We start from the raw sequence: 26797 nt of genomic DNA, 5'->3' as shown, positions 1-26797 counted from the left end.
ATCGGTATGAGGTCGCGTGCTGGGCTGTCGCCGCCACACGCCCCCGCCGCCGCCTCGGAGTGCGGTGGCGGGGCGGGGACGAAGGCGGTCGGGCGCTCCCCCGGAGCGTCCGCGCCCTGCACCCGGGTGCCCAAGGAGACGGATGTCCCAGTGGACGGGTGAGTCGGGGTGTCGTGGTGCTGCTGTGCGGTAGGCCGCTTCAGCCGGTGCGACAGGCATAGCGTCGGATGCCTCATGGGCCTGGGACAACGGCTGCCCCCCACCCGCAACGGTGGGACGATCCCACCCCCGACAACCTGCGGAGACAAGGAAGCCTGGGATGCCGGTCTGGGACGGGAAGCCCCCTGAGGCCGGCGTCCGGACACCCGGTGCACTCGACCCGCGCCCGCCGCCTCGGCCGGCGACGGCGCGAACTGCCCTGTCCCAGAGCCCCCGCTGACGGGTGCGGACCCTGCGGGGAACGCTGCTTCGGGTGAACGGGGCAGCCCGGCCCGCGCAGCGGTGGTGACCCCGGAGGGCGGAGGTGATCGGGCAGGGGGTGATCGTCCGCCGCCAAGTCGTGTGCGTCGACGTCCCCGACCCACAACTCCAGGCAACTCCAGGCGGCGTAGCTCACCGGCGTGAAGCGCCGGTGATCCGACGCGCTGCGCGGACCAAGGCCGGCAGCGGTGCGGAAGGCGCCGCCCCGGCGCCGCGGGTGAGGGCTGGTCTCGAGGAGAGGGATGGCGGATGGCGGGTGGGGGACGGCGGGTGGGGGATGGCGGATGGCGCAACGCTGCAACCATCCCAGCCGTATTGACGTGCACGTATGGGGAGTGCCTCGTATGCCGTCCCGGATCAGGACAAGACGGCACAGGCCGACAGATGGATGCGAGTACGGACCACATGGATGCAATCCACGATGACGTGGCGGAGTTCGCGCTACTGCTGATGCGTCTGAAGGAGCGCACAGACCGCAGCTACGCGGCGCTGGCCCGCCGTCTGGACATGAATGCCTCCACGCTGCACCGCTACTGCGCCGGTGAGGCGGTTCCCATGGACTTCACCAAAATCGAGCGGTTCGGCGCACTCTGCGGAGCCTCCCCCGAGGAACGCGTGGAGCTGCACCGCCGGTGGATCCTGGCAGCCGCGGCACGGCAACGACCACGCCCATCCGATGCCCGGCGGGCACCGACGCCCCACGACACCACGAGCACCACGAGCACCGCGGCCTCGGCCGCATCCGCGAGCCACAGCGGCCCGGCGGACGGGTCACCCGATCCGACCTCACCGTCCGACCCGGGCCCGGGGCCGACTTCACCGGCCGACCCACGCCCGGGGCCGACCTCCCCGGCCGGCCGGCCGGCCCATGCCGGGCGGTTCCGACGACGGTCCGTCCGATCGACAGCACTGGCTGCCTCGCTCGCCATCGCGCTTGCCGGCCTCACCACATCCGCTGCCGGACCCCTCTCCGGTGGCGGTGGGTCGTCGGCCTCCGCCCGCATCACACCGGAACCCTCGGCGTCGGCCACGCACAGCGGCGGCGGCCGGCAATCCGCTGCCGGGCCCCCCTCCGATGGCGGTGAGTCGTCGGCCTCCGCCCGCCCCACATCGAAACCCTCGGCGTCGGCCACGCACAGCGACGACAGCTCGCAGAAGAACCCGGCGAGCGCCGGCACGGTCCCGCCGTCGGTCCCGCTCACCTGGACGGCCGACTCCCAGCTCTGGCAGCTCGACTGCGCCCACGACTACGTCATCGCCAAGTCACCGCAGCAGGTCCCACCACCGCCGATCCCGGCGGACGCCGCGGTGTGGGCCGAGACCCAGGGGGCGGTGCACGGGCAGACCACCAATCTGCGGATCTCGGTGCAGGGACGCGGCTCCGCCGCCGTCGTCCTGGAGGCACTGCATGTGCGCGTGGCCGGCCGCACCACCCCCGCCGCCCGCCCGGACATCGCCTACTCCATGTATGAAGGCTGCGGCGCCATCCTCGTCCCCCGCTACTTCTCCGTGGACCTCGACGCGAACCGACCCCTGGCCCGTTCGATGCCCGGCAACGACCCGGACAGACCGGCCCCCGCGATCGGCTTCCCCTACGAGGTGTCCCTGCGGGAGCCGGAGGTCCTGATGCTCGCAGCGCGCACCGAGTCCTGCACCTGCGACTGGTACCTCGAGCTCGACTGGTCCTCACAGGGTCGAACAGGCACGGTACGCATCGACGACCACGGCCGCCCGTTCCGGACCACCAGCATCGAGGGACTACCGCACTACTGGTACCGCAACCCCCAGGGCTGGGTCCCCATGACCGCCGCCCCCGACGAGGCGGAAACCGGCGACTGACGAAGCAACAGGCCACACAGCCCGTTGTCATTGTCGTCTTCATCGTCTTCATCGTCTTCATCGACGAAGGCGAGTCGTCCCTGATCCAGGTCACCTTCCCCGAGAGCGGGGTGACCGACGGGCTGGCGGTCGGAAGAACTCCAGCTCGGTGACGGGTCAGGTGCCGATCACAGACAGCCCCCGTTTGTCGCCGAGGCGGTCCGCCGAGCACGGATGGGCGGACGACCACGGTTCACTGCCTGGCCAGGTGCATCCGCATCTCGCTGTCCGCATCCGTGATGAGTTCGCCCGACAGGTCGACGGTCACACTGTGGAGTGTGCCGGTGAACCGGAACGGTGCCCGGTAGTCGGCTGTGACCGGTTGCCCGGGGTTGGCGCCGCAGGTCAGACCGCCTGGGTTGAACATGATGGGGGTGGTCACCGGGAGGTCGGTCTCCGCCACGAGGCGGCGGTCGATGTAGAGCTGGGCGCGCCCCGGTGTGCCCTTGCCGGCCGCGAGGTCGGGCTTGTCCGTCGGTTCGAACTCGAAGCGCAGCTCGTGGCGGCCCGCGGGCACCGGGTCGGGCGATGTCACCGTGTAGAAGGCCCGCGAAACGTAGTTGTGAACGTACGTCAGCTTGCGGTCCTTGATGTACAGGCTCCAGCCGCCGGCACCTGAACCCTGGCTCATCAGTACGCCTTCGGCGCCGTCGGCGGGGATCTCCACTTCGGCGGTGACGCTGTGCGGGCGGTTGAGGACCCGGGGGGCGACGGAGGAGGGCAGTGTCTGGGTGCCGGGATGGAAGGTGTAGCTGGTCCGCGCCGTGGTGAGCTGCGGGCGTTCCACGGATATCCGTGCGAGGACACTGCCGTCGATGGGTAGCACGCCGTACCTGCCGGCTTCCACGTACCACAGGGAGATCATCTCGATGACCTTGTCGCGGTGGTCCCCGGCGACGTCACGGGTTTCCGCGAAGTCCTCGTCGACGTGGTAGAGCTCCCAGGAGTTGGCGTCCAGTTCGGCGAGCGTCCCGGAGGTGATGGGTGTGCCGAAGGGCTGTTGGGCCTCGGCGAAGGAAGGACCGGGCCAGGGGCAAATGGCGCGCCATCCGTTGTGGTCGATGGCGCGGTGCCCGAGCATCTCGAAGTACTGGGTGTGGTGGCGCGTCGGCGCGTTCGGGTTGTCGAAGGTGTGGGCGAAGCTGCTGCCGTGCAGCGGGGACTGGGTGACGCCCTTGATGGTGTCGGGCGGCTCGATCCCGAGGACGTCGAGCACGGTGGGGACCATGTCCACGATGTGTGCGTACTGGGTGCGCACCTCTCCTCGCGCCGTGATGCCGCGCGGCCAGTGGACGAGGAACGGGTCGCTGGCGCCGCCGCGGTACGTCTCCCGCTTCCAGCGCCGGAACGGGGTGTTGCCTGCCCAGGTCCAGCCCCAGGGGTAGTGGTTGAACATGGCAGGGCCGCCGAGGTCGTCGATCCTCTTGAGGCTGTCCTCGATGGGTTCGGGGGCGTTGTTGAAGAACTGCGCCTCGTTCGTGGTCCCGGTGACTCCGCCCTCCGCGCTGGCCCCGTTGTCGGAGACGACCATGACCAGGGTGTTGTCGAACTCACCGGTGTCCTTCAGGAAGTCCAGCAGCCGTCCGATCTGGTGGTCGGTGTGGGACAGGAATCCCGCGTAGACCTCCATCATGCGTGCGGCGAGGCGCCGGGCCTCCGGGGTCAGTGAGCCCCAGTCCGGGACGTCGGGGTCGTGACGGGAGAGTTGGGCGTCGGGCGGGACGACGCCCAGTCTCTTCTGGTTGGCGAACGTCACCTCGCGGTAGGCGTCCCAGCCGTCGTCGAACTGCCCTCGGTAGCGGTCAGCCCACTCCCGCGGTACGTGGTGCGGTGCGTGCGTGGCCCCGGTGGAGAAGTTGAGGAAGAACGGCTTGTCGGGGCTGACCTGTTTGGCGTCGGAGATGAAGAGCATCGCCTTGTCCGCCAGGTCCGCGGTGAGGTGGTAGCCCTGTTCCGGTGAGGCGGGAGGCTCGACCTGGTGGTTGTCGTACACGAGGTCCGGATACCACTGGTTGGTGTCGCCGCCGAGGAAGCCGTAGAACCGCTCGAAGCCGCGGCCGAGCGGCCAGCGGGTGTACGGGCCGGCGGGGGACTCCTGCTCCGAGGGCATCAGGTGCCATTTGCCGAGCATGTAGGTGTTGTAGCCGTGCTGCAGCAGCATCTCGGACAGGAACCCGTTCTCGAACGGGATGTTGCCGTTGTAGCCGGGATATCCGGTGGCCATCTCGGTGATCGCCGCCATGCCGTTGGCGTGATGATTGCGGCCGGTGATGATGCAGGAACGCGACGGCGAACACAGCGCGGTGGTGTGCATGTTGTTGTAGAGCAGCCCGCCGGCGGCCAGAGCGTCGAGACGGGGCGTCTGCAGCGGGCTGCCGTAGCAGCCGAACTGTCCAAAGCCCGTGTCGTCGAGCACGATCATCAGCACGTTCGGTGAACCCGGTACCGCCCGTGTCGGCTCCGGCCATGCCGGGCGGGACTCCTCGGTGGTCCGCCCGATCACTCCGGGGAAGGCGCTGCCTTGCTTGTACTCGTTCACTGGCATCGCGGCTGTCCTCCTTTCCCGCCGAGATGCCGGGCAACTCGGACGGGTGGGCCTGCGTGGGCGGTACAACCGGACGACCGGGCGCCTCTACGAGCCCGCGCAGCCCGCGCCAACAGCCAACAGCCACCGGCTCACGGGAGGGGGGCGCGCGGCCTGCTCCGCGAAGTGAAATCGCTCAATCGGAGTCGCGGGCCGGCAGGTCGGAAATTCCGGGGGAACGCAACCGCGACGGCACGCGATTTTGAGTTACGGCCCATTCCGAATGTCGGTCTGATTCCGGGCCGCCGCGCCTGCCGCACGCAATTTATGCTAGATCCTCGCCAGAATGGCGGCCACCTGGGGCAGCCATGGTTCGCTCTGCCGACGGCCCGATCCAATTCCCGCTCTACGGCGGCCCGGAATCGGCAGTGGCCTTCGTTCGGCGTTCTCGGCGCTTCTCTGTGAATGCGGACACAGAGACCGGCCCGGCCCACGCTCCACGCGTACGATATGCGCGCAAATAGCGCTCAGCGACTTGAGGAGCTTGGGCGGCCCAGGCCCATTGGGGGGCTTGGCAGTCGACGGGGAGCATCCCCGGATACGCGCGGAGGGCTCTTCGGATGGTGCTGCGACTCGCTTCCTTGGACGACGCGCGCGTGCACGCTGTCAGCGCGGCGTTGAGCCCGTACGTGTGGCGAAGGCTCACACCCGAAATGGTCAGCCGTCGCGCACTCGCCGCGATCGATGGACACGGGGCCACCGGCGCGCCGGTGGCCCGCCATGATGAGCGGATCGGAATACTCGTCGAACACCTTGCCGGCTGCCGGTGGCGCTCACTGACGGCCGACACCCTGAGCCGACAGCTGGTGACCGCCCTTGACGCGTGGCATCACGAGAGCCAGTGGCTTGAGATCGAGCTGCGCTGGTCGCTGGACGGCGGTGGCTGAGCCACGCTGATTCCGCACACAGTGCCTTGACGCCGACGCCGACGCCGACGCCGACGCCGACGCCGATGCCGATGCCGACACCGTCTCGGTAGGTGAGCGTGGCCGCAGCCTCCAGCAGTCGCTCCCTGGGGCTTGGTTTCATTTCGGTGGTCATAGCGCGAGATTGAAAGAGCGTCGCCGACCCATGATGGTGTGCGCGCCTGTCGTCCCCGGCAGGGCGACACACACCGGGTCCATTCCGGGTGTTGGCCCGTCCTGGGTGACCTGCCGTTACGCCGGGGCCGTCACACCGGGGCGGTCACGCCGGGGCCGGCGGTCTTCTCGGGCTTCGTCTCCGCCGGGATGCGGTGCAGTCCCTTGCGGTCGTACCACCCCAGTACGCCGAAGCCGAACAGTCCGGCCGCCACGAGGCCGACGGCCATCATGGCCCAGCCCCGGGTCAGGCCGGCGTCGGCCTGGGCGTCGTAGTAGAGGATCGAGCGGATACCTCCGGTGATCTGCCGCAGGGGCTCGAACTCCGAGAGGAAGCGGTAGAAGCCGGGCAGTGCCTCGATGGGGGTGGTGGCGCCGGCCGTGGGCACCGCCATCCCGATGAAGACCAGTGTGACCACCAGCATGCCGGGCGTGCCGAAGACCGCGAGGAGGGTGAGCGCGCCGATCCCGGTGACGGCGATGGCGCACACCGAGTACAGCCACAGCAGCGGCAGGTGGGAGGCGTCCATGCCCATGATGCCGACCGCGCCGGCCATGACCAGGGTGCCCATCAGCAGGGACAGGCCGGTCATGTGGGTGGCGCTGATGGTGAGGGTCTGCACCCGGGTCGCCCGGATCAGTGGGCGGTGCAGGCGCAGGGGGCCCATGTCGTTGTGGGTGTAGCCGAGGGCGTGGTCGACCTGGCCGCTGATGACGTTGGCGGAGAGCATGCCGACGACCACGAGGGTGAGCGCGTAGTAGAACGCTGTCATGCCCAGGCCGCTGTGTGAGTCGAGGGGGTGGCCGTCCTCGACCGTGACGGCGGCCGGGTCGGTGAGCAGGACGCGTGCCGCGGCGGGCAGCTTCGCCTGCGCGGTCCCGATCTGGGCGGCCAGCTCCCTGCCCACCTGGAGCGAGGCGTTCTCGGCCGCCTGGGTCGTCGCCGTCCGGGCCAGGCCGGAGCCCAGGCTGCCGGCGGACTGGTTGGTCAGCACCGTCAGTGTCGGGCGGGCCGGGGTCCCGGTGGGCGCGGTGCCGGTCAGTGCGGTGGTGGAGGAGGTGAAGTCGGCGGGCACGACGAGCGCGCCGAACAGCTTGCCCTCGCCGAGCGCGTCCTTCATCTCCTTCTCGTCCATCACCTTCCAGTCGATCTTGTCCCCGCTCGCGGTCGACTTCTTGATCGACTCGGTGATCTGCGCCCCGAGGTTGACCCGCTTGCCGCCGACAGCGGCTCCCTTGTCGGCGTTGACCAGGCCGACGGGCAGTTTGGTCAGGTGATCGGCCGGATCGATGTTCGCGCCGACGTAGAACACGGCGAACAGCAGCGCGAGTACGCCCGTGATGACGCCGTTCGCGATCCACAGAGGTTTGGCGCGCAGGACGCGGAAGGGATGAATGCCACTCATGACGTGCGTGTCTCTCGGTCTCGGTCTCGGTCTCGATCTCGGTCGGTGGACGCGGGGCGTTTCGCCGGGGGCTGCCAGCCGCCGGTGACTTCCTTGACGGGCTTGTGGGGGAAGCGGCGCCGGGCGTACTCCTGCGCGTGGGAGTCCGGCAGGACGTACAAGGTTTCCTTCTTGTCCTGGAGGGGTCGCAGGACGGTGTTCATGAAGTTCTTGCGGTCGTCCAGGTAGGGGCCCAGGACGTCCTCGCCGGCGGGGCAGACGGCGAGGCAGTAGCCGGACTTGTAGCCGGGAGGCGAGGACAGGCTCTGCCACATGGAGGCGCTCTCGGAGTCGGTGACCCGGGAGCGGTAGTCGGCGGCGTCCTCGCTGTCGGCCACGGTCTGCGCCCAGTCGGTGAACCCGCTCATGAACTCGCGGTAGTTGTGCGTGGTGCAGGCCAGCGCGTCGAACGCGCCGTCCTTGGCGATGGCGCCGACCGGACAGGCGGCGACGCACAACTTGCAGTCGATGCAGGGGCTGTAGTCCAGCGCCTGCCCGTACTCGCTCACCTCCGCGTCCACCAGGACGGTGGCCAGCAGAACGAAGCTGCCGAACTTCGGGTGGATGACGTTGCGGTGCAGGCCCATCACGCCGAGCCCGGCGGCCACCGCGACCGTCTTGTGCGCCACGACCCAGATCCGCTCACTGGGGAAGCGGTCCATCTCCTGAGGGAAGCCGACGGACGGATTGAGTGCGCGGTATCCGGCGTCCTGGAGGGCCTGGGTGACGCCGCGGGCGGCGTGGTTGGCCTGTTCGTCGGTCTGGTGGAACTCCTGGTTGGCCACGCTGCGGGCCGGGGAGCGGCAGTTGTCGCGGTTCATCCGGACCGCCATCGCGACCAGGGTGCGGGTGCCGGGCAGCGCGGACTGTGCGTGCTCGCGCTCGTCGGCCAGGTCGGGGTGGTCCAGGCTGACCGCGGCGGCGTCGTCCGCACCGGCCGCCAGGCACAGCTCGCGCAGCCATTCCGCATCGATCACCGCCGGCGGGCTGACCTCGTCACCGGTCCTGCGCCGGGCGAGCACGGCCTGTACCGACGGGTGGGCGGCCAGCTTCGCCGGAAGCCTGGGAGCCGGGGCCGTCGGTTGCCCCTCGGCGTCGGGCGCGGCAGTCATCCGTACTCCTGGGGATTCGGGTTCGAGACTCGCCCTCACAGCGAGAAACCGATCAGTTTCGCCACTGTAAACCGATCGGTTTCCGCGCGCAAGCCCGAGCCGAGGGGTCCAGGCGGTGACGAGTTGGCCGGATGACGGCTCCGTTATTCCGAGCTCGAAGATCGCTTGCGACAGGAGTTCGCATGAGTGCCGGTGGGCACCAGGGGTGCGAGCCGCGTGCGGACGTGCGACCAGCAGGGCGACAGGCCCCGTCCACCTGGTCCACGGCGAGAAGGGCTGGTCCGGTGCGGAAAGCTCCTGAAGGAATCCAGGCCCCGTGTGCTCAGGGCTGATCGCTGATGGCTCGGTAGGCCGCGATGTAGAGGGTGTGGCACAGGTCGACCAGTTCATCGACGGTGGCGTTCTGGTGGCCGAGTGTCCAGTCCACGAGGAGTTCGTTGACTCCGCCGACGAGGCTCATCGCGGTCATGCTGAGCCGGCTGGAGGGGGTTTCCGGGCCGCCAGGGAGCGGTCCGACGACGGCGGCGACCATCGCGGCGAATTCGTGCAGGACCTCACGGCGGCGTACTTCGAGGCGAGGGCTGGCGCCCACGACCTCGATGAGCACCAGGCGGGCCATGCGGGCGTCGCCGGCCAGTGTGCGGATGAACACCTCCAGGCCGGCGCGCAGTTGGGCGTCGACATCGGGTGCGGCGGCGGCTGCGGCCTGCGCGGTTTCGGCGCTGATCGTCGCGATCAGCTCGTTGTAGACCCCGGCGAGAAGGTCTTCGCGGTCGCGGAACGACTCGTAGAAGTAGCGCTCGGTCAGTCCGGCGTGCGAGCACACCTGCTTGACGGAGGCCGAGGCGTATCCGGCCGTGCCGAACAGGTCGAGGCCCGCCTGGATGAGGCGGGTGCGGCGCTCCTGCTGTCGTTGCGCCGCGTCGCGTCCGCCGTAGCGCCGCCCGGCGGTCTGTGTGCCGGTCATTTTTTCCCCTTCGCAGAGGTGTTGACACCGGTGTGCTCCGAACTGACACTCTAGCTTGTCAGTTCATCTGACATGGCTTCGTGTCAGACATGCGTGGGCGCCGCTTGCCGCTTGCCGCTCGGCGTTCCGCTCATGCTCAGGGCAAGGAAGGGGCTCGACCGTGGCAGCACCGCGCAGGTACCCGTATTCGTTCAGCCGAAGAGACCGCGACAGGCTTCCCCGCACACGACCGCTGACCGGCCGAGTGATCGCGGTCACCGGGGCGGGCCGCGGAATCGGGCGGGCGGTCGCGGCCCGGCTCGCCGCGGCCGGAGCCGCCGTGGCGATCGGCGATCTCGACGCGGAGCTCGCCATGGCGACGGCTGGTGCCATCGACGCGGAGCTCGCCACGGAGACGGCCGGCGCCATCGGCGCGCAGCCCGGTGGCCGACTGATCGGGCTGGCTCTCGACGCCACCGACACACCTTCCTTCGAAGACTTCCTGCGCACCGTCGAGACCGAGCTGGGGCCGATCGACGTACTGATCAACAACGCCGGAATCATGTGGGTGGGCCCCTTCGCGGAGGAACCGGAGGAAGCCGCCCTGCGCCAGTTCGACGTCAACGTCCACGGCGTCCTGCGCGGGATGAAACTGGTGATCCCGGGGATGCGGAAACGCGGTCGCGGCCACGTGGTGAACATCGCCTCCGCCGCCAGCAAGGTCGCCCCACCCGGCGAGGCGACCTACGCGGCGACGAAGCACGCCGTCCACGGCTACAGCACAGCCGTCCGCGCCGAACTGCGCGGCACCGGCGTGCACGTGTCCCTGGTGATGCCCGGCGTCGTGGACACCGAGCTGGCCGTGGGCACCGCGACCGGCCCCACCCGACGCCTGACGACGGATCAGGTGGCCGACGCGGTGCTCGACGTCGTACTGCGCCCGCGGTTCGAGGTTTTCATCCCACGCCAGGTGGCCGCCCTGACCCGGTTGGCCGCGCTGCTGCCGGGCCGTGCCCGCGACGCCCTCCACCACCTGCTTGTCCCCGACCAGCTCGCCGCCCTGTCCGACCGGTCGGTCCGCGCGGCCTACGAGCAGCGCACCCGCACCGCCCGCCTGCCCGAAGGATGAGCCCGTGACCACCACGCCCAAGCCGGCGCCCAGCGCGAAGAAGGCCAAGGAGGCCAAGGAGGCCAAGGAGGCCCAGGACGCCGCCGCTCCGCGTCCCATCCCCGAATTCGAGGGTGTCCACGACGTATGGCCCCGCGGCGACCGGCTGCGCGCCGTGCGCAGCGCCGCGGCCACCTACCGTGAGCGGTTCGTGCAGCAGGGCCGCATCCACGCCGTCCGCAGTTTCGACATCGCCGCCGCCCCGTACCCGACCCGGTTCGGCTTCCACGGCGCCGCGCTCGCGGTCAACCCGTTCGTGAGCATCGTCAACCGGATGCTCGTCGTGCAGTTCGACGGCTTCGACGGTGAGCCGAAAACACTGGTGTGGGAGCCGACCGTCGCCGCCGGAACGGCCCAAGCGCCGTTCTACGCCCAGCTCAAGCGGCTGGCGGGGGACTTTCTCACCGAGCACGTCTTCGCCCGCTACTACCACGACCCGAACACCGTCCTGCCCTCCTGCGGTCTGCGGCCCGAGGACGTGGACTTCGTCAGCTTCGACCATCTGCACGTCCAGGACGTGCGCATGATCATGGGCAGTACCGGCACCATTCCCGGCGAACGGGCGCCCCGCGAAGCGATGTTCCCGCGCGCCCGGCTGCTGGTGCACCGCAGGGAGCTGGGCACCTTCGAATCGATGCATCCGATGCAGTGGGCCTGGTACGTCGACGGAGGCATGGACGGGGTACCGGACGAGCGCGTCACCGCCTTCGACGGCGATGTCGAACTCGGTGTCGGCGTCAGCCTGTTGTGGACTCCCGGCCATACGGACGGCAACCACTCCCTGGTGCTGAACACCCCCGACGGGGTGTGGGTCTCCTCCGAGAACGGCATCTCGGCCGACAGCTGGCAGCCCGAGCTCTCCCGCATCCCCGGGGTGCGCCGCCACGCCGCGTTCTACGGCCATGAGGTGGTGCCCAACGCCAACACCCTGGAGGACTCTCTCGACCAGTACGACTCCATGGTCAAGGAGAAGACCCTCGCCGACCCCAGCCGGCGCGATCCGCGCTGGCTGCAGATCCTGCCCTCATCCGAGCTGGCCCCCTTCAAGCGGCAGTGGCCGGTGCTGCCCAGCTTCTTCCACGGCGGTCTGAACTACGGCGAGTTGACCCCTGCCAGTGGTGGCCGATGACCGGCCCGGCCGCCCGCCGGATCGCCGTGGACGGCGTGGACGGCGTGGACGGCGTGGAGTTGGCCGCCTACCAATGGGGAGCGTCCACGGCTCCTCCGGTGGTGCTGGTCCACGGCTATCCGGACACCAGCGCCGTGTGGCACCCGGTCGCCGAGCGCCTGGCCGACCGCTTCCACGTCACCGCCTTCGACGTACGGGGAGCCGGTGCCTCCCACCGGCCCAGGGGTCTGCGCGCCTACCGGATGTCCCGCCTGGAAGCCGACCTGGAGGCGGTTCTCGACGCCGTGAGCCCCGACCGCCCGGTGCACCTGGTCGGACACGACTGGGGATCGATCCACTCCTGGGAGTCGGTCACCGGCACCCGCCTGGCCGGGCGGATCGCCTCGTTCACCTCCATCTCCGGACCCTGCCTGGACCACGTCGGCCACCTGATCCGGGCCCGCCTTCGGCCGCGGCATCCGGATCTGCCGAAGATGCTGCGGCAGGCCGCACGGTCCTGGTACATCGCCTACTTCCATTTCCCGCTCCTGCCCGCCCTGACCTGGCGAGCACTGGGCCACCGCTGGCGCGCCTTCCTCACCGGCTCCCAAGGTGTGTCCGGGCACACCCCCTACCCCGCGCCGACGCTGGCCCGCGACGCCGTGTCCGGCATCGCGCTGTATCGCGCCAACATGCTGCCCCGCCTGCTGCGTCCCCGGGACCGGCCGACCACCGTTCCGATCCAACTCGTCATCCCCACCCGCGACTTCTGCGTCACCCCGGTGCTGTCGTACGGAGTGGAGCACTGGACGCGCCAGATTCAACGGCGCCCGATCGACGCCGGGCACTGGGTACAGCTCAGCCACCCCGAGGAGGTCGCGTCCCGGATCGCGGAATTCGCCAACCGCGTCGAGGACGGCTCCCGCCGCGATCCGGACCACACCGCGCACCCGATCTGACAACCCGACAAATCGGCAGTAGTGGACGACGACCGCCTGACCGCCCCTTCTCACACACCGATCGCCGACGGAGGAGGAACCTGTCATGTTCCGAGCCGCACATGCCCATCCGCACCGCCCGTCCGAGCCCATCGACCACCACGACCTGGTGCTGCAACCCCGTGACGTCACCTTCGACTGGGGCGCCACCCCGCTGCACTGGGTTCCGGGTGAGCCCTTCGTGACCCACACCTTCGATGTGCTCCACCTCATGCTCCCCGAGCTCGAACGCTGGTTCGTGCGCACCTTCGAGCAGGCACTGCCACTGATCACCGACGACCGGCTGCGCGAGGACGTACGCGGCTTCATCGGCCAGGAAGCGATGCACGCCGAGGCGCACCAGGAGGTTCTGGAGCACCTGCTCGCCAAGGGGCTGGACCCGGCGCCGTACACCCTGCAGTCCGAATGGATCTTCCGAAGGGTGCTCGGGGACCGGCCGGAGCTGACGCCGGCCGCCACACACGCGTACCTCCTCCAACGGCTCGCCCTCATAGCGGCGTTCGAGCACTTCACCGCGTACATGGGTCACTGGATTCTCAGCAACGGGCACGTGGACCAGGCCGGCGTGGACCCCGCGATGCTCGATCTGTTCCGCTGGCACGGCGCGGAGGAGGTCGAACACCGTTCAGTCGCGTTCGACCTGCTGGTGCACCTCGATCCCCGGTACCGGCGCCGAGTGGTCGGCATGCTCGTCACCGCTCCGGTGCTGACCCGGCTGTGGATCCGCGGAGTCCGCTTCCTGATGAGCGCCGACCCCGAACTCGACGACCGGGTCGAGGTCCGCTTCCGCGACTACCTGGCCGCGGCCCGCAAGGACCTGTTGCCCCGGCCGGGCTCGTTCGCCCGCTCGGTGCTGCGCTACTTCCGCCCCGGCTACCACCCCACCCAGGAGGGCTCGACCCAGCAGGCGGTCGCCTACCTGGCGGTGTCACCCGCTGCCCGGGCGGCTGCCCGATGACCCGGCAACCAGCGAGGCATCCCATGGACATCGGCACACCCCTCACTCGCCCGCCGGACCTGTACGGCAGAGCGCGCAGCGACTCCTTCATGCAGAAGCTGGCGGCTTTCAGCGACAACGCGGTCACGCGCCTCGCGCGGCACAGCACTCCTCCCAGGCGCCCGCCGGTCACCGATTTGCCCGTGATCCGGGAACTGGTGGTCGCCGCCAAGCGCCAAGAGGCCGACGATGTCGTCTCCCTGCGGCTGGCAGCACCCGACGGGGGAGTACTTCCGCCCTGGCAGCCCGGCGCCCACATCGAACTGCGCCTGCCCTCCGGCCGCAAGCGGCAGTACTCGCTGTGCGGCGACCCTGCCGACCGGCACGGGTACCGAATCGCGGTGCGCCGCATCGCCAACGGCGGGGGCGGTTCGGCCGAGGTGCACGACACTCTCGGAGACAGTGTCCGGGTTGCCGTCACCGGGCGGCCCCGGAACGCCTTCCCCTTCGCCGCCGAAGCATCCGTCCTGCTCATCGCGGGTGGCATCGGAATCACCCCGATCCTGCCGATGGCTCGGGAAGCCGCCCGACGCGGGCTGGACTGGAGGCTCGTGCACACCGGCCGCAGCCGCGGTTCGATGCCCTTCGCGGCGGAGCTGGCCGAACTCGCGGCCGCAGCCCCTGGCCGGGTCTCCATCCGTCCTGACGACGAGTCCGGCGTGCCCGAAGCAGCCGATCTGTTGAGCTCGATCCCGGCGACGGGTGCGGTGTACTGCTGCGGGCCCGCGCCCATGATCGACGGCGTACGGCGCGCGTTCGGTGGTAGCAGCGCGTCAGCCCTGCACTTCGAGCGTTTCGCCCCGGCCCCGATCACGGACGGCCGTCCCTTCGAACTTCAGCTGGGCGACACCGGACGGGTTCTGCCGGTGCCCTACGACCGCTCCGCCCTGGATGTTCTCCACGAGGCCCTGCCGGACATGCCGTTCTCCTGCCGCCAGGGGTTCTGCGGCACCTGCCGGGTACGGGTGGCCCATGGCCATGTCGACCACCGTGACCGCCGGCTCACCGCCACCGAACGTGCGGCAGGCGCCATGCTGCCCTGCGTCTCGCGTGCACCGGAAGGAGAGCGGTTGGTGCTGGATGTGTGAGCGATGGCCGAGCGCCTGAAGAGCGCGGACGTCGCCGCGAGGAACGTCAACGGCAGGGTGGTTGCCACCCGACTCATGGCGCGACGCACTGCCTGGACGGTGAGACGGTCCGTCCGGGACACCGGCCAGATCCGGCGGCAAGGCGCCTCGAGAGCCACAAGGTCGGCCACCGGGCGCAGCGCGAACGGTTGACGGGACATCACTTGGCTGATCTTCACCCCGATCTCCGACGCTTCCCGCGCCGGTGTCGCGGATCAGCCGGCGTGGCCGGCCGCTGCTTCGCCCGGGTCGGCGGGCAGGGTGACGACCTGCTCGGCGGCGGTGAGGCCGGTACGGGACTTCAGATGCGGCTCGGCAGACAAAGAACCCCCGGGCTCTGACCTGGGGGTTTCGCATGGAGCGGGTGACGAGAACCGAACTCGGGCTCTCAGCTTGGGATGCGGCGGTCATCGACGGGCTGGGGCCGCATCTCAAATCGGGCCAGGCGAAGGGCACTTCGCCAGTTCCCGCTAGGCTCCTGTGAACTTCAGCCTTGGCACTTGCCGGGGCTTCTTGTGTGAGTGCTCCCAGTCGGGGCACCGGGGGGTGGGCGAATGATGAATGCTTCTGCGGTCGGAAGACGGGTCGTTGCGGCGGCGGGTGTCGTGTCGGTGCTGGCACTGACGGGCGCGTGCGGTGCGGACAGCGGGGACGATGCTGGGGGACGTAAGAAGCCTGCGACCGCCGGGTCCGCCTTGCCTGCGAGCTCGACGCCGCAGCATGCATCGGGATCGTCCGCCTCCGCGGCCGGGAAGGGGCTCGACCAGAAGGGCCTCGACCGCCTGGCGCTGACCGCGCACGACGTCCCCGGCTATACCGTCAACACCGTCACGGGCCAGGGCCGCCCGGTGGACCACGACATCCTCACGACCTACCGCGCCGTCACACCCGCACCTTGCCGACCCGTCTACGCGGCCGCACAGCTGGGCAGCCTGCACGACTTCACGGCCCAGGTCAGCCAGGACGTGGTGTCCGCCTCCGACGCCGACGGGCACCACGCGAGTGTCGGCCTGACGTCCTACACCCCTGCCGACGCCCGCACGGTGATGACCGAACTGCGCGCAGCGCTTCCGAAGTGTGCCACCGCCGAGATGCGCCCGTCCGCTGCCTACCCCGGCGCCGGGCTGGGATATTCCGGTACCCAGTCCCGGCCCGTTTCCGGTTACGGCGACGAGACACTCGCTTTCGATGCCACGCGGGTCTTCGACGGCAAGGGACCCAGCATCCCCGTCACCGTCCTGGTCGTCCGACAGGGCTCCACCATCGCCGCCTTCCTGTCCCTCAACCCCTTCCAGCCCCCGACCATCCCCCAGGACATCGTCGACGCGCAGCTGAAGAAGCTCGCCTGATCTCGTCCGGCGGGGGATGACGGACGTACCGCGGTTCACAGCACACCTTCGGCTAGAGGATCCGGCCTCTACGCAGCTGTAGTGGTACGGGGTCGGACCTGCGGCGTCGCTGGCCGAGCCGGTGCTGTGACCGGCATGGTTCGCCGGGCTGATGGGCGGGGCGGTGGCGGTACTAATCGAGAGGCGTTCTGAGCAGCCGCTGAGTAGCGTCTGCCGGATGACGCTCTCTCATGATGTGGCCGGAGACGGTCCTGTGCTGGTGCTGTTGCATTCCGGGGTGTGTGACCGGCGGATGTGGGATGCCCAGTGGCCGGCCTTGATCGACGCCGGTTACCGGCTGATGCGCTGTGATCTTCGGGGCTTCGGTGAGACTCCGGCGCCAGACCGGCCTCACAGCGACGCCGAGGATGTGCTGGCCCTCCTGAACAGTCTGGGCATCGCGCAGGCGACACTGGTGGGCTCCTCGTACGGCGGGCACGTCGCGTTGGAGATCGCCGCGCAGTGGCCAGACCGGGTGGACGCCCTTGCGTTGCTCTGCTCAGCCCTTCCCGGGCATGAACCTTCTGCCGAACTGAACGCACTCGGCGAGCGCGAGGAAGCGCTGCTCGAGGCGGGCGACATCGCTGGCGCGACGGAGCTCATGGTCGACACCTGGCTGGGCCCGGACGCCGACGAGACCGCCCGCGAGGCGGTTCGCCAGATGCAACGTCACGCCTTCGAGCTGCAGATGGCCGCTGCTGAGGAGTTCGAGCCGATAGAAGCCAAGATTGATCTGGCAGCCATTCAGGCTCCCTGCCTTGCCGCGTCGGGGGCGCATGACCTGGTGGACTTCCGACAGATCGCAGCCCGACTGCCGGATCTGCTCGCGAATGCCGAGCATGTCGAACTGTCCTGGGCAGGTCATCTACCCAGCCTGGAGCGGCCATCGGCTGTCACCGATCTGCTGATCGGATTTCTCAAGGAGAGAGTCCCTGTTGGTTGATCCTGCTTGCGGCCTGTCCTGTCATGCGGCGTTGAGGAGGGGGCGTCCGCCCCAGCGGATGCCTTTCTCGCTGCGGATGCGGGCACGCTCCTTGCGCTGGGCCGCCAGCACGCCGGCACGTCCGGATGGCGGGTGTTGGCGTTGCGCCAGCGTAAGTAGGCCTGCAGCGCACGGGTCTGGACGGTGTGGTGCGGATGGTTGGAGTTGGCCAGGGTGAACTGCCGCAGCGGGCCGAAGTGCGCCTCGGTCGGGTTGGCCCAGGAGGCATTGGTCGGGGTGAAGCACAGCTCGACCTTGTTCTTCCGAGCCCATTGGCGGATCTTGCTGCCCTTGTGAGCGGAGAGGCTGTCCAGGATCACGTGGATCGGGGCGCCGTCCGGTCGCGCAGTCCGTCCTTGACCGTGGTTGACCGCCCTGCCGGAACGGCTGGGGATCGCGGCCTCTTCGTCCCGAAGCAACTTGGGCGGGGGCAGCGCCTTGGGGTGGTGTGGCTCTCCTCTGCGCCGATGGTCCGCAGACGTCCGCGCTCGTTCACCGGTGTTCGTCGGCGTTGTCACGCAGTTGGACCGTCAGTCGGTGCGGCTCTTCCTGCCTCGTATCTCCGAAGCGGACAGCAAGGCGTCCAAAGCCGCTCGGGCCTCGGCGATTCGGTGGCGCCACTCCTCGCCTCGCAGAGCCGCAGTGTCCCACTCGACCATCGGTTCGGCGCCGGTCGCGCAGTAGCCGTAGACCTGGTGGGCCACCTGGTCGGTGAGGAGTTCGTCATAGTGGAACGTCCCCTCGAAAGCCGCCCAGGCCACTGCCCGCGTGTCTGCGCAGACACGCCGAAGCACTGCTCGCGTGTACTCGCGCAGATCGAGCGAGTCGTCATCGAAGTCGAGGTCATAAGACACCAGACCGAGCCGCTCGATGGCTTCGGGTTGCTCCAGCAAAGGGTACGGCAGGAACGCGTCAGGAACCATCCCGGCGAGTTGGAAAGCCTCCTTCGGCAACGGGGTGTTGCCAGAGCCGATGACGAACACGTTCACCGAGGCCGGACCTCGCCAGCACAGCCAGTCATGTATCTCACCCGTCATCGTTCTTCCTTCTCTCCTCTGACCGCTTCCGAGGTGTGCACTGTCGTCGTACCACACGAGTCACCAGCGGTGTTGCCCGGACTCGACGCCATCATGACCAGCGTGATCACTGCCGACCACCGCTTTGGACGTCGTTGTAATTGATCAGCCCCACTGCCGTTGCCCCAGCAGATGGGCCTGTTCCTTCTTCAGCGCGGAGAATCCCTGGCGCGCGTAGGCGGCGAGATTCTCGCTGGGAAACGACACCACCGAAAGGTGCTGGTCGTGGTTTCCCTGCGCCCACCGGGCAGCTGTGATCTGGGGCGGGGTCTCGTGAGCGAACGGTGACGTTCCGCCGGGGCGAGCGTGACGTTCCACGACGCACCGAAGGTGCGGCTGCTGGTTTCCGTGAGGACGAACAGGGCCTGGAGAGGGCGGCGCAACGGCAGATCGAGCGGGATGGCCTCGATGAGCTGATCACGGGCTTCGAAGAGGTGCATGGGCCTGCTCACCCGGAGGCGGGGGCGGCGAAGCGGGCGCGGCTCACCGGGGAGGCGTCCGGGGCGGGGCCGCTGCGTGAGTGGTGCGCTGGTTCTGGGCAGTGAAGGGCTGGCGAAGGCCGTGCAGCGGGATCGGGAGGTGCACGAGTGGCTGGTGGCAGCCCGGGATGCCGATCTTCCCGTCGTCACCTCGGCTGCCGTGCTCGTCGAAGTGATGCACCCGCGGATCAACGACGGCGCACTGCGGTGGACGCTGTCGCGGCTGCGCGTGGAGCCGGTGACCCAGGCTCTGGCTCGGTCGGCTGCCGCGTTGCTTCGCGGCGCGGGGCTGCACGGTCACAAGTACGCCATCGACGCCATGCTGTGCGCGACCGCTCTGCAGCAGCCGGGCCGGGTGACGATCGTGACCTCCGATGTCGAGGAGGTTGGTCTGCTGACGGCCGAGCATTCGCGGGTGGTGGCGGAGAAGGTCTGATCGCGTTGCGCCGACGGGCTGTTGAAGGGCCTGCGTGACCTTCCGCTCTGCTCATCGACCTGAGCCTTGCCCCCGGTAGGTCCAATGAGGGGCCTGCCGGGGGAGGCGGTCAGATGCCTGCCCTTAGCTGGGGCGTCCTACGCGCGCCCCACGATGTGCGCCATTCCGGGTGAGGCCTGAACCGGCCGACGGCAGTCCGGCGCGGCCGGCGGTGTCGGCTCGCCGTCGAGTGCGCGGCACAGCGCGGCGTGCAGGTGCTCGGCTTCGGCGAGGGTGAGGGCCAGCTCGGTGTCCGTGGCGTGGCCGTCGGTGAGGGACAGGCGGAGCGGTACGGCGAGGCGGTTGTCGTGGGTGCGGCGTACGGGGCGGCCCGGCGGGCGCTCGATGGTCCAGGTCATGGCGTCGCCTTTCCGATTCGTGCGAGGCGGTACGTGCCCCAGAGTTGGCGTCCGTCCTCGCAGCCGTCCTGGGCCTTGGGGGCGCCTTTGCAGCCGTCGGTGCACTTGCGGGTGTGCTCGAACCACAGCCGGTAGGCGCGGAGCATGGGCATCTCCGTGCGCGGCGAGGCTGCGATGTTCTGTCCGTTGGTCATCAGCTCGCCTCCGCGAACTGTTGGGCCTGGCGGATGCGTTGGTGCGCCTCGGGCGGTAGGAGATAGGCACCCACGAGGGTGCTGTTGATGTCGTCGGCGGTGATGACGGGCAGTTCTGTGCGGGAACGCGGAGTCGAGGTTCCGCGACGACGCGCGCTCGGGAGGAACGCGGCGCACATCTCCGGTGAGGGGCAGCGTGCCGGGAGGCTCGGGGTGGCCTCCATATAGGTGCCGTTGCGCAGGTCAGGAGGTGGGCGGCGGTCGTCGGTCTCGGGCAGCCCGAAGAGCACTGCCCTGGTCCAGGCAAGTGCCCGTGATACAAGGTGCATTGTCGATCTCCTGGTTGGGTCGGCCATGCCTCGGGGCCGTGTCAGCGGTCGCCGGGGCTTTGTTCGGCCTGGTTGGTGACGAGTGCCCAGAGGCAGTCGCCTTCGCCGGTGCGCCCATGCCCATAGGCGTCGGCGTCCGCGATGGCGGCCAGGACGGCTCTGCGTTTGGTCTCGCTCAGGTCCCGGGGCAGGTCCACTTCCAGTCGGACGCCGCCCGGGACTTCCTCGCGGCGCACATCGGCCCCTGCGGCGTCGGCCAGTCGTGCGGCAATGCTCTCGGCCTTCGGACGCACGGGTCTCCCAAGTGAGCATGCGGTCACATAGCGTACTTCTACTCCAGTAGCTTCTACCTGATGCAGTAGCTTGTCAATGTCGTCGTCAACCGCACCACCGGCCCTGCGCGTTCAGGGCAGCACGGAGAGCCGTATGCCGCGAGAGGCCCCGTACCTCGATGTCGCGGACGACCTGCGCCGCCGGGTAAGGGCGGGCGAGTGGGCCGTCGGCGAACGCCTGCCGTCGCGAGCACAGCTCGCCGAGGAGTACGGGGTGGGCCGCAATGTCACGCAACGTGCCATGGAGCGGCTGATCATCGAGGGCGTCCTGGAAGGTAGAGCCGGATCAGGTACCTACGTCCGTGCGCCGCGCGAGCGGTTGCGCATGATCCGGTCCCGGCACCGTGAGCACCGGGGCGGCTCGCCGTTCCGTGCCGACATGAAGGAGCAGGGGCGGCGCGGCACTTGGGAGTCGCACAGCCAGGCTCGCGTCCCCGCGCCGGACCACATCGCCGAGCGCCTTGCCGTCGATCCGGGCGACCCCTGCGTCGTAACCCGGTACGAGTTCCTCGCCGATGGTCAGTCGGTTCAGTTGTCCGAGTCGTGGGAGCCGATGGCCATCACCGACGGCACCCCGATCGTCCTCCCCGAGATGGGACCGCTCGCCGGCACGGGTGTCGTGGAGAGAATGCGTTCCGTCGGGGTCGTCATCGAGACCGCCGTAGAGGTTCCGCGTCCGGGCCGGGCCACTCAGGAAGAGGCCAATCTGCTGGGCGCCAGTGTCGGTGAGCTGCTGACCCGCATCGAGCGCACCTACTACGACAGCGACGGACGTCCCGTGGAGACGGCGGACATCACCGTGCCGGACGTGCGTTGGGAGATCGCCTACGAGATCCCGATCGAGTAGCCCGCGCTATGACCGGGTAGGGCGGGCGTACCTGCTGACGCTCAACGCACTGGGCATTCCCGTGGACATGGTGGCGGGAAAGCAGCAGGCGGGCCGTGCTGGACCCGTAGAGTCCGGGACATGCATCCGGTCCACCGTGTGAGTACTGACTTCGGCGTATTAGGGTCCGTCCCGTCTATCGAGAGCGAGCCCCGTCCCGGCAAGGAATCCGCCGAGGATGCCATGCCGGTACTGCAGTGCCTTGAGCCGTCTGCGGAGCAGGGTCTCCAGTTCGCTGAGGGTGCGGGCGGCCAGGTTGGCCAGGCTCCGCTTGATGTGCGCCCACAGGCCCTCGACCGGGTTGAGGTCGGGCGCATACCCGGGCAGCAGGACCACTGTCAGCCAGTCCCGCTCGGCAACGAGTGCCTTCATGGTCTTGGAGATGTGGGTGCTCAGCCGGTCCCACACCACGATCAGCGGGGCCTTCAGCAGTTGATGGGCGCCGTCCATTAGGCGGACGTAGTCCGTCTCGCCCAGAGAGCGACGCTCGCCCTTGCGGCCGGTATGCCGACGCAGCCGGTAGCACAAACGGGCGGGCAGGCCCGGCCGGAAGCACAGCAGCCCGGCCACCGAGAGCCGTCCCCGGCTGCGGCCGGAGACCTTGACTCTCGGTGTGATGCCACGTCGGCCCCAGGTGCGGCCCTTGGGCGGACGGCCGGTCACGCCCGCTTCGTCCTCGAAGCAGATGAACGCGCCGGTCGCCGCCCGGAGGGTTTTACCTCCTGCCAGGTCGCCTCCCGCCAGGCGGTGATCGCGTCCTCGTCGCGTTCGGCGGCGGGCCGGGCAGGCATCTGCACGCTGAAGCCCATCCGGTGCAGCAGCCGGGTCACCCCGGAGACGCTGTAGGAGAGGTGGAACTTCCGCCCGATCAGCGTGCGCACCCGTGCGGCGGTCCACACCTGGTCGTCCACCCAGCCGTGCGCGGCCGGCCCCTCGTCGAGCCATGTCGCGAGCTTGGCCTGCAGGTGAGGGCCGAGCCGACAGCCGCAGCCGCAGGGGCCTCTGGAACGCAGCGCCTCGCGTCCGCCCGTTCTCCAGGTACGCCGCCACTGGTAAACCGACTTCTCGCTCACCCGTAACTCCCGAGCGATGCACGGGACTTCCACGCCATCCTCGAAGAGGTCAACGGCCCGCATCCGTACCTCTTCGCGGCGCCTGCGCTGCTGGGCGGTCAGCCCGCCCCCGTCCGGATACCGCATGCCTCCGGCGTACCAGCCCGGACGGACCGCGTCACCTGTCCCGACACAGATCCAGACCCCGAAACGCCGAAGTCAGTAAGCGTCTGGAAGCACGCGAACTGCGGTCCGACGACACTGACGCCGTGTTCGCCATCTACGGCAGCGAGCAGGCGACCGAGCACCTGTCCTTCGAGCCGCGCACGCACGACCACTTCTGTATCTGATCTCCTGCCCTGCACCGCCGGTCCGGTCCATCGCCACCGGTACGGCACGTCCGGCGCCACGAAATCCTCCGAACCAGACGACGAGACGGCACGAGGCGGCGGTGGCCGTATGCCCGTAGCGTCGTTGGCGATCAGCTACTACACCGGTGAACGGCTGACGGAGATCCGGGGGACCCTCCTGGACGTGTACGCCGACGTGTACGCGGAGGACATCGCCACCAATCCGTTCTTCTCCATGGAGCGTTTCGAGGAGCGGTTGGAGGGTCATGTCGCGGCTGGCGGCTGGGGGTGCGTTGTCGGCGAGGTCGGTGGTGAAGTGGCTGGCTTCACCTACGGGTCACGGCCCGCGACGAAGCGACGACGTTCAAGCTGTGCGAGAACATGTTGCGCGAGAAGTGGCGTAAGCGTGGGATCTCGCGGGTCATGCATGACGAGTTGGTGAGTCAACGGCAGGAAGAGCGCGCTGAGTTGCTGGTACGTCGGGAGCGGCCGAGGTTGCGGGCCATGTACGAGGGCTGGGGGTACGGGCACGCGGGGGAGAAGCTTCCGTTCCTGATGCCCCGCTGTACGACGTCATGGTCCTCGCCCTGCGCTGAAGCCCCGAACATCACGCAATACGCGCTGCACAGAGCCCAGATCACACATCACGCTGGACCAGCTCAAACCTTGTAACAGGGGCTCAGCACTGCTTCACTGTGGCGACCTACGGGCCAGGCGGCAGCTGTCACAGTCTCCGCTGCCGTCATCCAGGAAGCGTGAGGCATGAACGATTCAGCGCTGATCACGACCGGCTTGCCCGTCGCGCTCGTCATCATCATGTTCGGCCTCGGGCTCTCGCTCACCACGGCCGACTTCAAACGCGTGGCCCGTTCCCCGAAAGCGGTCGTCTTCGCCCTGACCGTGCAGATAGTGGTGCTACCGCTGCTCGCCTTCGGTCTGGTCAACGTCTTCGACGTGGACCCGCTGCTCGCAGTGGGCGTGATGCTGCTGGCCGCGTCCCCGGGCGGCACCACCGCCAATCTCTTCAGCCACCTGTTCCGCGGGGATGTGGCGTTCAACATCACCCTCACCGCGATCAATTCCGTGCTGGCAGCCGTCACCATTCCCCTCATCACCAACCTGGCCATCAACTACTTCGATGCCGAGGGTGACCTGGGACTGCAGTTCGGCAAAGTGCTGCAAGTGATCGCCATCGTGCTCATCCCGGTCGGGCTCGGCATGCTCGTCCGGAAACGCTCCGCGGACTTCGCCGCCCGGGCGGACCGTCCGGTCCGTGTGTTCTCCATCGCCATCCTGGTCGCGGTGTCCCTGGGGGCGCTGCTGGGAGAGCGGGAGAACCTCGCGGACTACCTTCGCCAGGTCGGCCTGGTCACCGGCATCTTCTGTCTGGCGAGCCTCAGTATCGGCTACGGCGGTGCCAGGGCCCTTCGCCTGAGTGAACCGCAGGCTGTCGCCAGCGCCATGGAGGTGGGGATTCACAACACCACGGTGGCCCTCACCATCGCCCTGAGCATCCTCGACAGCACCGAGGTGGCAGTTCCCAGCGCTGTCTACTCGATTCTCATGTACGTCTTGGCGACGGCTTTCGGCTACGCCATCACCCGGACTCGCTCAGGGAAGCCCGCGACGGCGGGCTGATCCCGTGAGAGTGACAGAAGCGACGGAGGGGGAGAGTCGGCCTTGGCGATCATCGCGGTGACCGGGCACCTGGATCTGACCGAGGGCACTGTTCCTCTGGTTCGTCGCGCCCTGGATGAGTTGCTCAGGCCGTACGCCGGGGGCGGGCGGCTCGTCGGGGTCTCCTGTATCGCCAAGGGGCCGACACCCTCTTCGCTGAAGTCGTTCTCGCCCTCGGCGGGCGGCTAATCGTCGTCACCCCGTCGCGGGACTATCGCCGGAACACGGTCGAGCCCGAGCACGGAGCCTCCTACGAGACGGCCGGTCGGCAGGCGTACGAGGCTGCCAACGCCGTGCTCGTCGAGCAGGCCGATCGTCTCGTCGCCGTGTGGAACGGGGCACCGCCCACCGGTAAGGGCGGGGGTACCGCGGATGCCGTCCTCGAAGCGCGTGCGGCCGGTGTCCCCGTGGACCTGGTGTGGCCGGAGGGGGCCGCTCGGCAAGGCTGAGGTGTGAGGGAGAGCGGGCCCGCCGGGGTGCAGCTAGCTCCACCCCGGTTCGGCAGGGGACCGCATGGTGTGGGTGACCCGCCACGGGGGTCACCCACATGGCGGCGGCACCGTCGATGTCACCTGGTCGGCCCGCCCGGTGTTCGAGCCCGCGAATCCGGGACCACCGGGCGGCGCCCGGAGGAGGGGCCGGCCCTACGCATCGACGCCGTGGGCAAGCCCGTGAACAGCGGTCAGGCACGCATGGTCCATGTGCTTCTCCACGGACCCCCTCCCCCACCCAAACCTGCCTGCGGCTGCGGAAGCCGCTGCCCCGATCCGCCGGACGGGCAGGGGCGGAGGGAACACGAAGCCGCTGTGCGCTCTTGTTCATGCACGTGTGGGCACACTCTCCCGCCCGGTGCGTCACTGGGGGTGATGCCCCGCCGCGGTCCGTCCCATCGTCCGTGCCAGCTGTCCCACCCGGCGCCAGTTCATGGGGGGCCTGCCACGGGGGACACCAGGACGGCGGCGGGGCACGCGCACGCGAAGGGCGCGCGGCTCGATCCGGCAGTGCACCGGGGTCGGCAGGACGAGGGCCTCGCCGTCGACGCCCACGGGAACGCTGGGGGCGTCGGCGTCCACGACGACATCCTGGGCGGTGAGCGAGGCGAGGCCGGGTGAGCGCCTGCCGCGGAGCATCCCCGCTGCCTGTGCCGCGTTGTCGACCTTGATGCCGAGCACCCCGAGGACGCCGGAGTCCAGCCGCTCGCGACGGCCCAGACCCGCCGGGTCGTCCGTCCGATAGGGGTTGTTGCTCACCAGGACGGCCTGCGGTGCCTCGACGGCCGCCTCACCGTCCGTGCCCTGCGCGCGGACGGTGAGGCGCGGGCCGCTGTGATGGGCCAGCAGGTCAGGGAGGAGGTGAAGGGCGGTACGTGCCTTGTCGTCGCGGTACGCGGGACTCTGGACGACGGTCGCGTAGGCGCCGAAGGAGGCGTTGTTCACGAAGATACGGTCTCCGATGCGGCCCAGGTCGACGCGTAGTTCGACGCCGTCGGTGAGCGCGTCCAGGCACAGCGAGGGATCGTCCCTGTCCAGGCCGAGGTCCAGGGCGAAGTGGTTGCGGGTGCCGGCGGCGATCACCATGAACGGTAGACCGCGCTCGGCCGCCACTCCCGCGACCAGGGCCTGGGTGCCGTCGCCTCCGGCGACGCCGAGCAGGTCGGCGCCCTCGTCGGCGGCCTGCCGGGCGAGCGCGGCCACGTCCTGGCGATGGTCCGGGTCCAGGACGGCGACCTGCGCGCCGAGGGCCTTCGCTTTCTCATCCAGGTGGAACGTCCCGACCTTTCCGCCGCCCGAGCGCGGGTTCATGATGAGGAACGGGCGCCGGGGGGCGGTGACCGCGTGTTCCCGAACACCAGCCGGTCCACCGTCGGAGGCCAGCGCGGTTCGGCCGCAGAGGACGGCCAGCACCCAGAGCGCGAGCGAGACGAGCGCGACCCACAGCAGTCCGGCCACCGCGTAGAGCACCACTACGGTGACAGGTGCGGCGCAGGCCAGCACGGCGGCCAGTGCCCTGGCCGGGCCGGTGCGCGCCAGCGCCCACCACACGCCCGCGGCCGCGATCACGAGCCCGGCCAGTCCCACTCCCACGAGCAGGAGGCTCTGGAACCCGGCGAACAGCAGCAGGACCACCGCCGCCGTGGTTCCCGCAGCCAGGGCCAGACGCGCGGTCCAGCGCGGAGCCAGGCGTTTCCTCGTGTGCGCTGCCGTCTGCATGCGACCTCCTGCGTGTGGACGTGCCTGCCCCATCACATCGGAGCCCGCGTGAACAGGAATCACCCGGGGAGGGCGATTCCTGTGGA

The 26797-nt window shown here is 69.3% G+C and carries 24 protein-coding genes and 3 pseudogenes; 13 read left to right on the top strand and 14 right to left on the bottom strand.

Going from position 1 to position 26797, the window contains the following annotated elements:
• Nucleotides 1-885: 885 nt before the first annotated feature.
• Nucleotides 886-2319 (top strand): helix-turn-helix domain-containing protein, encoded by a 1434-nt coding sequence (locus OG622_RS23360; RefSeq protein ID WP_371578575.1) that lies wholly within the window; start codon nt 886-888, stop codon nt 2317-2319.
• 232 nt (nt 2320-2551) lie between these two features.
• Here OG622_RS23360 and OG622_RS23355 read toward each other — a convergent pair whose 3' ends face one another.
• Complete coding sequence (locus tag OG622_RS23355; RefSeq protein ID WP_371578574.1) at nt 2552-4903, bottom strand: arylsulfatase; 2352 nt, start codon at nt 4901-4903, stop codon at nt 2552-2554.
• A gap of 599 nt (nt 4904-5502) precedes the next feature.
• Here OG622_RS23355 and OG622_RS23350 point away from each other — a divergent pair.
• On the top strand, nt 5503-5829 hold the full coding sequence (locus OG622_RS23350; RefSeq protein WP_371584474.1) for a hypothetical protein: 327 nt from the start codon (nt 5503-5505) through the stop codon (nt 5827-5829).
• Between the two features lie 64 nt (nt 5830-5893).
• Here OG622_RS23350 and OG622_RS23345 read toward each other — a convergent pair.
• The 4 genes and pseudogenes from OG622_RS23345 to OG622_RS23330 all read right to left on the bottom strand — a co-directional run.
• Nucleotides 5894-5983: pseudogene (locus tag OG622_RS23345) on the bottom strand (TetR/AcrR family transcriptional regulator); the annotation flags it as partial.
• A 130-nt stretch (nt 5984-6113) separates the two neighbouring features.
• A complete protein-coding gene (locus OG622_RS23340) occupies nt 6114-7427 on the bottom strand; it encodes an SNG1 family protein (RefSeq protein WP_371578573.1) in 1314 nt (437 codons plus the stop codon).
• Nucleotides 7424-8578 (bottom strand): 4Fe-4S binding protein, encoded by a 1155-nt coding sequence (locus OG622_RS23335; RefSeq protein ID WP_371578572.1) that lies wholly within the window; start codon nt 8576-8578, stop codon nt 7424-7426. The genes OG622_RS23340 and OG622_RS23335 overlap by 4 nt, the downstream gene beginning before the upstream one ends.
• A 322-nt stretch (nt 8579-8900) precedes the next feature.
• The gene (locus tag OG622_RS23330; protein ID WP_371578571.1) at nt 8901-9545 is read right to left on the bottom strand and encodes a TetR/AcrR family transcriptional regulator; all 645 of its coding nucleotides are present in this window, start codon (nt 9543-9545) and stop codon (nt 8901-8903) included.
• A 160-nt stretch (nt 9546-9705) separates the two neighbouring features.
• Between OG622_RS23330 and OG622_RS23325 the strand changes: the two genes are divergently transcribed.
• The 7 genes from OG622_RS23325 (at nt 9706) to OG622_RS23295 (ending at nt 17253) form a co-directional block, all read left to right on the top strand.
• Nucleotides 9706-10653: an SDR family oxidoreductase gene (locus OG622_RS23325; protein WP_371578570.1), complete on the top strand. Its 948-nt coding sequence runs from the start codon at nt 9706-9708 to the stop codon at nt 10651-10653.
• A gap of 4 nt (nt 10654-10657) precedes the next feature.
• The gene (locus tag OG622_RS23320) at nt 10658-11821 is read left to right on the top strand and encodes a hypothetical protein (RefSeq protein ID WP_371578569.1); all 1164 of its coding nucleotides are present in this window, start codon (nt 10658-10660) and stop codon (nt 11819-11821) included.
• Nucleotides 11818-12759, top strand: coding sequence for an alpha/beta fold hydrolase (locus OG622_RS23315; protein WP_371578568.1), 942 nt, complete (start codon nt 11818-11820; stop codon nt 12757-12759). Before OG622_RS23320 ends, OG622_RS23315 begins: the two co-directional genes overlap by 4 nt.
• An 85-nt stretch (nt 12760-12844) precedes the next feature.
• Complete coding sequence (locus tag OG622_RS23310) at nt 12845-13756, top strand: metal-dependent hydrolase (RefSeq protein WP_371578567.1); 912 nt, start codon at nt 12845-12847, stop codon at nt 13754-13756.
• A 23-nt stretch (nt 13757-13779) separates the two neighbouring features.
• Nucleotides 13780-14883: a 2Fe-2S iron-sulfur cluster-binding protein gene (locus tag OG622_RS23305; protein WP_371578566.1), complete on the top strand. Its 1104-nt coding sequence runs from the start codon at nt 13780-13782 to the stop codon at nt 14881-14883.
• 734 nt (nt 14884-15617) lie between these two features.
• Nucleotides 15618-16271 carry a hypothetical protein gene (locus tag OG622_RS23300; protein ID WP_371578565.1) on the top strand — a complete coding sequence of 218 codons (654 nt, stop codon included), beginning with the start codon at nt 15618-15620 and terminating at the stop codon, nt 16269-16271.
• 217 nt (nt 16272-16488) lie between these two features.
• Nucleotides 16489-17253: an alpha/beta fold hydrolase gene (locus OG622_RS23295; protein WP_371578564.1), complete on the top strand. Its 765-nt coding sequence runs from the start codon at nt 16489-16491 to the stop codon at nt 17251-17253.
• Nucleotides 17254-17274: 21 nt separating this feature from the next.
• On the opposite strand, the pseudogene OG622_RS23290 reads toward OG622_RS23295, so the two are convergent.
• Together OG622_RS23290 and OG622_RS23285 are read right to left on the bottom strand one after the other, a co-directional pair.
• A pseudogene (locus tag OG622_RS23290) lies at nt 17275-17645 on the bottom strand (transposase); the annotation flags it as partial.
• Nucleotides 17646-17822: 177 nt separating this feature from the next.
• Nucleotides 17823-18281: a hypothetical protein gene (locus OG622_RS23285; protein ID WP_371578563.1), complete on the bottom strand. Its 459-nt coding sequence runs from the start codon at nt 18279-18281 to the stop codon at nt 17823-17825.
• Between the two features lie 603 nt (nt 18282-18884).
• Here OG622_RS23285 and OG622_RS23280 point away from each other — a divergent pair.
• The gene (locus OG622_RS23280) at nt 18885-19283 is read left to right on the top strand and encodes a PIN domain-containing protein (RefSeq protein ID WP_371578562.1); all 399 of its coding nucleotides are present in this window, start codon (nt 18885-18887) and stop codon (nt 19281-19283) included.
• A 137-nt stretch (nt 19284-19420) separates the two neighbouring features.
• Here OG622_RS23280 and OG622_RS23275 read toward each other — a convergent pair whose 3' ends face one another.
• From OG622_RS23275 to OG622_RS23260, 4 genes are read right to left on the bottom strand one after another with little or no spacing between them, the layout of a single operon-like run.
• On the bottom strand, nt 19421-19681 hold the full coding sequence (locus OG622_RS23275; protein WP_371578561.1) for a hypothetical protein: 261 nt from the start codon (nt 19679-19681) through the stop codon (nt 19421-19423).
• Nucleotides 19678-19875, bottom strand: a complete 198-nt coding sequence (locus tag OG622_RS23270; RefSeq protein ID WP_371578560.1) for a hypothetical protein — start codon at nt 19873-19875, stop codon at nt 19678-19680. Before OG622_RS23270 ends, OG622_RS23275 begins: the two co-directional genes overlap by 4 nt.
• Nucleotides 19875-20204 carry a hypothetical protein gene (locus tag OG622_RS23265; protein ID WP_371578559.1) on the bottom strand — a complete coding sequence of 110 codons (330 nt, stop codon included), beginning with the start codon at nt 20202-20204 and terminating at the stop codon, nt 19875-19877. Before OG622_RS23265 ends, OG622_RS23270 begins: the two co-directional genes overlap by 1 nt.
• A gap of 41 nt (nt 20205-20245) precedes the next feature.
• A complete protein-coding gene (locus tag OG622_RS23260) occupies nt 20246-20497 on the bottom strand; it encodes a hypothetical protein (RefSeq protein WP_371578558.1) in 252 nt (83 codons plus the stop codon).
• Nucleotides 20498-20630: 133 nt separating this feature from the next.
• Here OG622_RS23260 and OG622_RS23255 point away from each other — a divergent pair, with 133 nt between their 5' ends.
• Nucleotides 20631-21383 (top strand): GntR family transcriptional regulator, encoded by a 753-nt coding sequence (locus OG622_RS23255; protein WP_371578557.1) that lies wholly within the window; start codon nt 20631-20633, stop codon nt 21381-21383.
• A 159-nt stretch (nt 21384-21542) separates the two neighbouring features.
• Here OG622_RS23255 and OG622_RS23250 read toward each other — a convergent pair whose 3' ends face one another.
• The gene (locus tag OG622_RS23250; protein WP_371578556.1) at nt 21543-22085 is read right to left on the bottom strand and encodes a transposase; all 543 of its coding nucleotides are present in this window, start codon (nt 22083-22085) and stop codon (nt 21543-21545) included.
• Nucleotides 22082-22621, bottom strand: a complete 540-nt coding sequence (locus OG622_RS23245; protein ID WP_371578555.1) for a transposase — start codon at nt 22619-22621, stop codon at nt 22082-22084. The genes OG622_RS23250 and OG622_RS23245 overlap by 4 nt, the downstream gene beginning before the upstream one ends.
• 965 nt (nt 22622-23586) lie before the next feature.
• Here OG622_RS23245 and OG622_RS23240 point away from each other — a divergent pair.
• Nucleotides 23587-24462, top strand: a complete 876-nt coding sequence (locus OG622_RS23240; RefSeq protein WP_371578554.1) for a bile acid:sodium symporter family protein — start codon at nt 23587-23589, stop codon at nt 24460-24462.
• Between the two features lie 42 nt (nt 24463-24504).
• A pseudogene (locus OG622_RS23235) lies at nt 24505-24950 on the top strand (hypothetical protein).
• 405 nt (nt 24951-25355) lie between these two features.
• On the opposite strand, the gene OG622_RS23230 reads toward OG622_RS23235, so the two are convergent.
• Entirely contained in the window at nt 25356-26711 is a 1356-nt protein-coding gene (locus OG622_RS23230) for a diacylglycerol kinase family protein (RefSeq protein ID WP_371578553.1), read from the bottom strand.
• Nucleotides 26712-26797: the final 86 nt, after the last annotated feature.

Origin of the sequence: Streptomyces sp. NBC_01314, from assembly GCF_041435215.1 — a bacterium.
GTDB lineage: Bacteria > Actinomycetota > Actinomycetes > Streptomycetales > Streptomycetaceae > Streptomyces.
The sequence above is the reverse complement of the archived record's forward strand: the minus strand, read 5'-3'. Positions and strand labels throughout refer to the sequence as shown.

Coding starts and splice junctions, on each gene's coding strand:
- OG622_RS23270 (WP_371578560.1), bottom strand. CDS start 19,875: ATGACCAACGGACAGAACATCGCAGCCTCGCCGCGCACGGAGATGCCC.
- OG622_RS23340 (WP_371578573.1), bottom strand. CDS start 7,427: ATGAGTGGCATTCATCCCTTCCGCGTCCTGCGCGCCAAACCTCTGTGG.
- OG622_RS23310 (WP_371578567.1), top strand. CDS start 12,845: ATGTTCCGAGCCGCACATGCCCATCCGCACCGCCCGTCCGAGCCCATC.
- OG622_RS23295 (WP_371578564.1), top strand. CDS start 16,489: ATGACGCTCTCTCATGATGTGGCCGGAGACGGTCCTGTGCTGGTGCTG.
- OG622_RS23305 (WP_371578566.1), top strand. CDS start 13,780: ATGGACATCGGCACACCCCTCACTCGCCCGCCGGACCTGTACGGCAGA.
- OG622_RS23330 (WP_371578571.1), bottom strand. CDS start 9,545: ATGACCGGCACACAGACCGCCGGGCGGCGCTACGGCGGACGCGACGCG.
- OG622_RS23255 (WP_371578557.1), top strand. CDS start 20,631: ATGCCGCGAGAGGCCCCGTACCTCGATGTCGCGGACGACCTGCGCCGC.
- OG622_RS23240 (WP_371578554.1), top strand. CDS start 23,587: ATGAACGATTCAGCGCTGATCACGACCGGCTTGCCCGTCGCGCTCGTC.
- OG622_RS23275 (WP_371578561.1), bottom strand. CDS start 19,681: ATGACCTGGACCATCGAGCGCCCGCCGGGCCGCCCCGTACGCCGCACC.
- OG622_RS23350 (WP_371584474.1), top strand. CDS start 5,503: ATGGTGCTGCGACTCGCTTCCTTGGACGACGCGCGCGTGCACGCTGTC.
- OG622_RS23230 (WP_371578553.1), bottom strand. CDS start 26,711: ATGCAGACGGCAGCGCACACGAGGAAACGCCTGGCTCCGCGCTGGACC.
- OG622_RS23355 (WP_371578574.1), bottom strand. CDS start 4,903: ATGCCAGTGAACGAGTACAAGCAAGGCAGCGCCTTCCCCGGAGTGATC.
- OG622_RS23245 (WP_371578555.1), bottom strand. CDS start 22,621: ATGCGGTATCCGGACGGGGGCGGGCTGACCGCCCAGCAGCGCAGGCGC.
- OG622_RS23265 (WP_371578559.1), bottom strand. CDS start 20,204: ATGCACCTTGTATCACGGGCACTTGCCTGGACCAGGGCAGTGCTCTTC.
- OG622_RS23315 (WP_371578568.1), top strand. CDS start 11,818: ATGACCGGCCCGGCCGCCCGCCGGATCGCCGTGGACGGCGTGGACGGC.
- OG622_RS23335 (WP_371578572.1), bottom strand. CDS start 8,578: ATGACTGCCGCGCCCGACGCCGAGGGGCAACCGACGGCCCCGGCTCCC.
- OG622_RS23360 (WP_371578575.1), top strand. CDS start 886: ATGGATGCAATCCACGATGACGTGGCGGAGTTCGCGCTACTGCTGATG.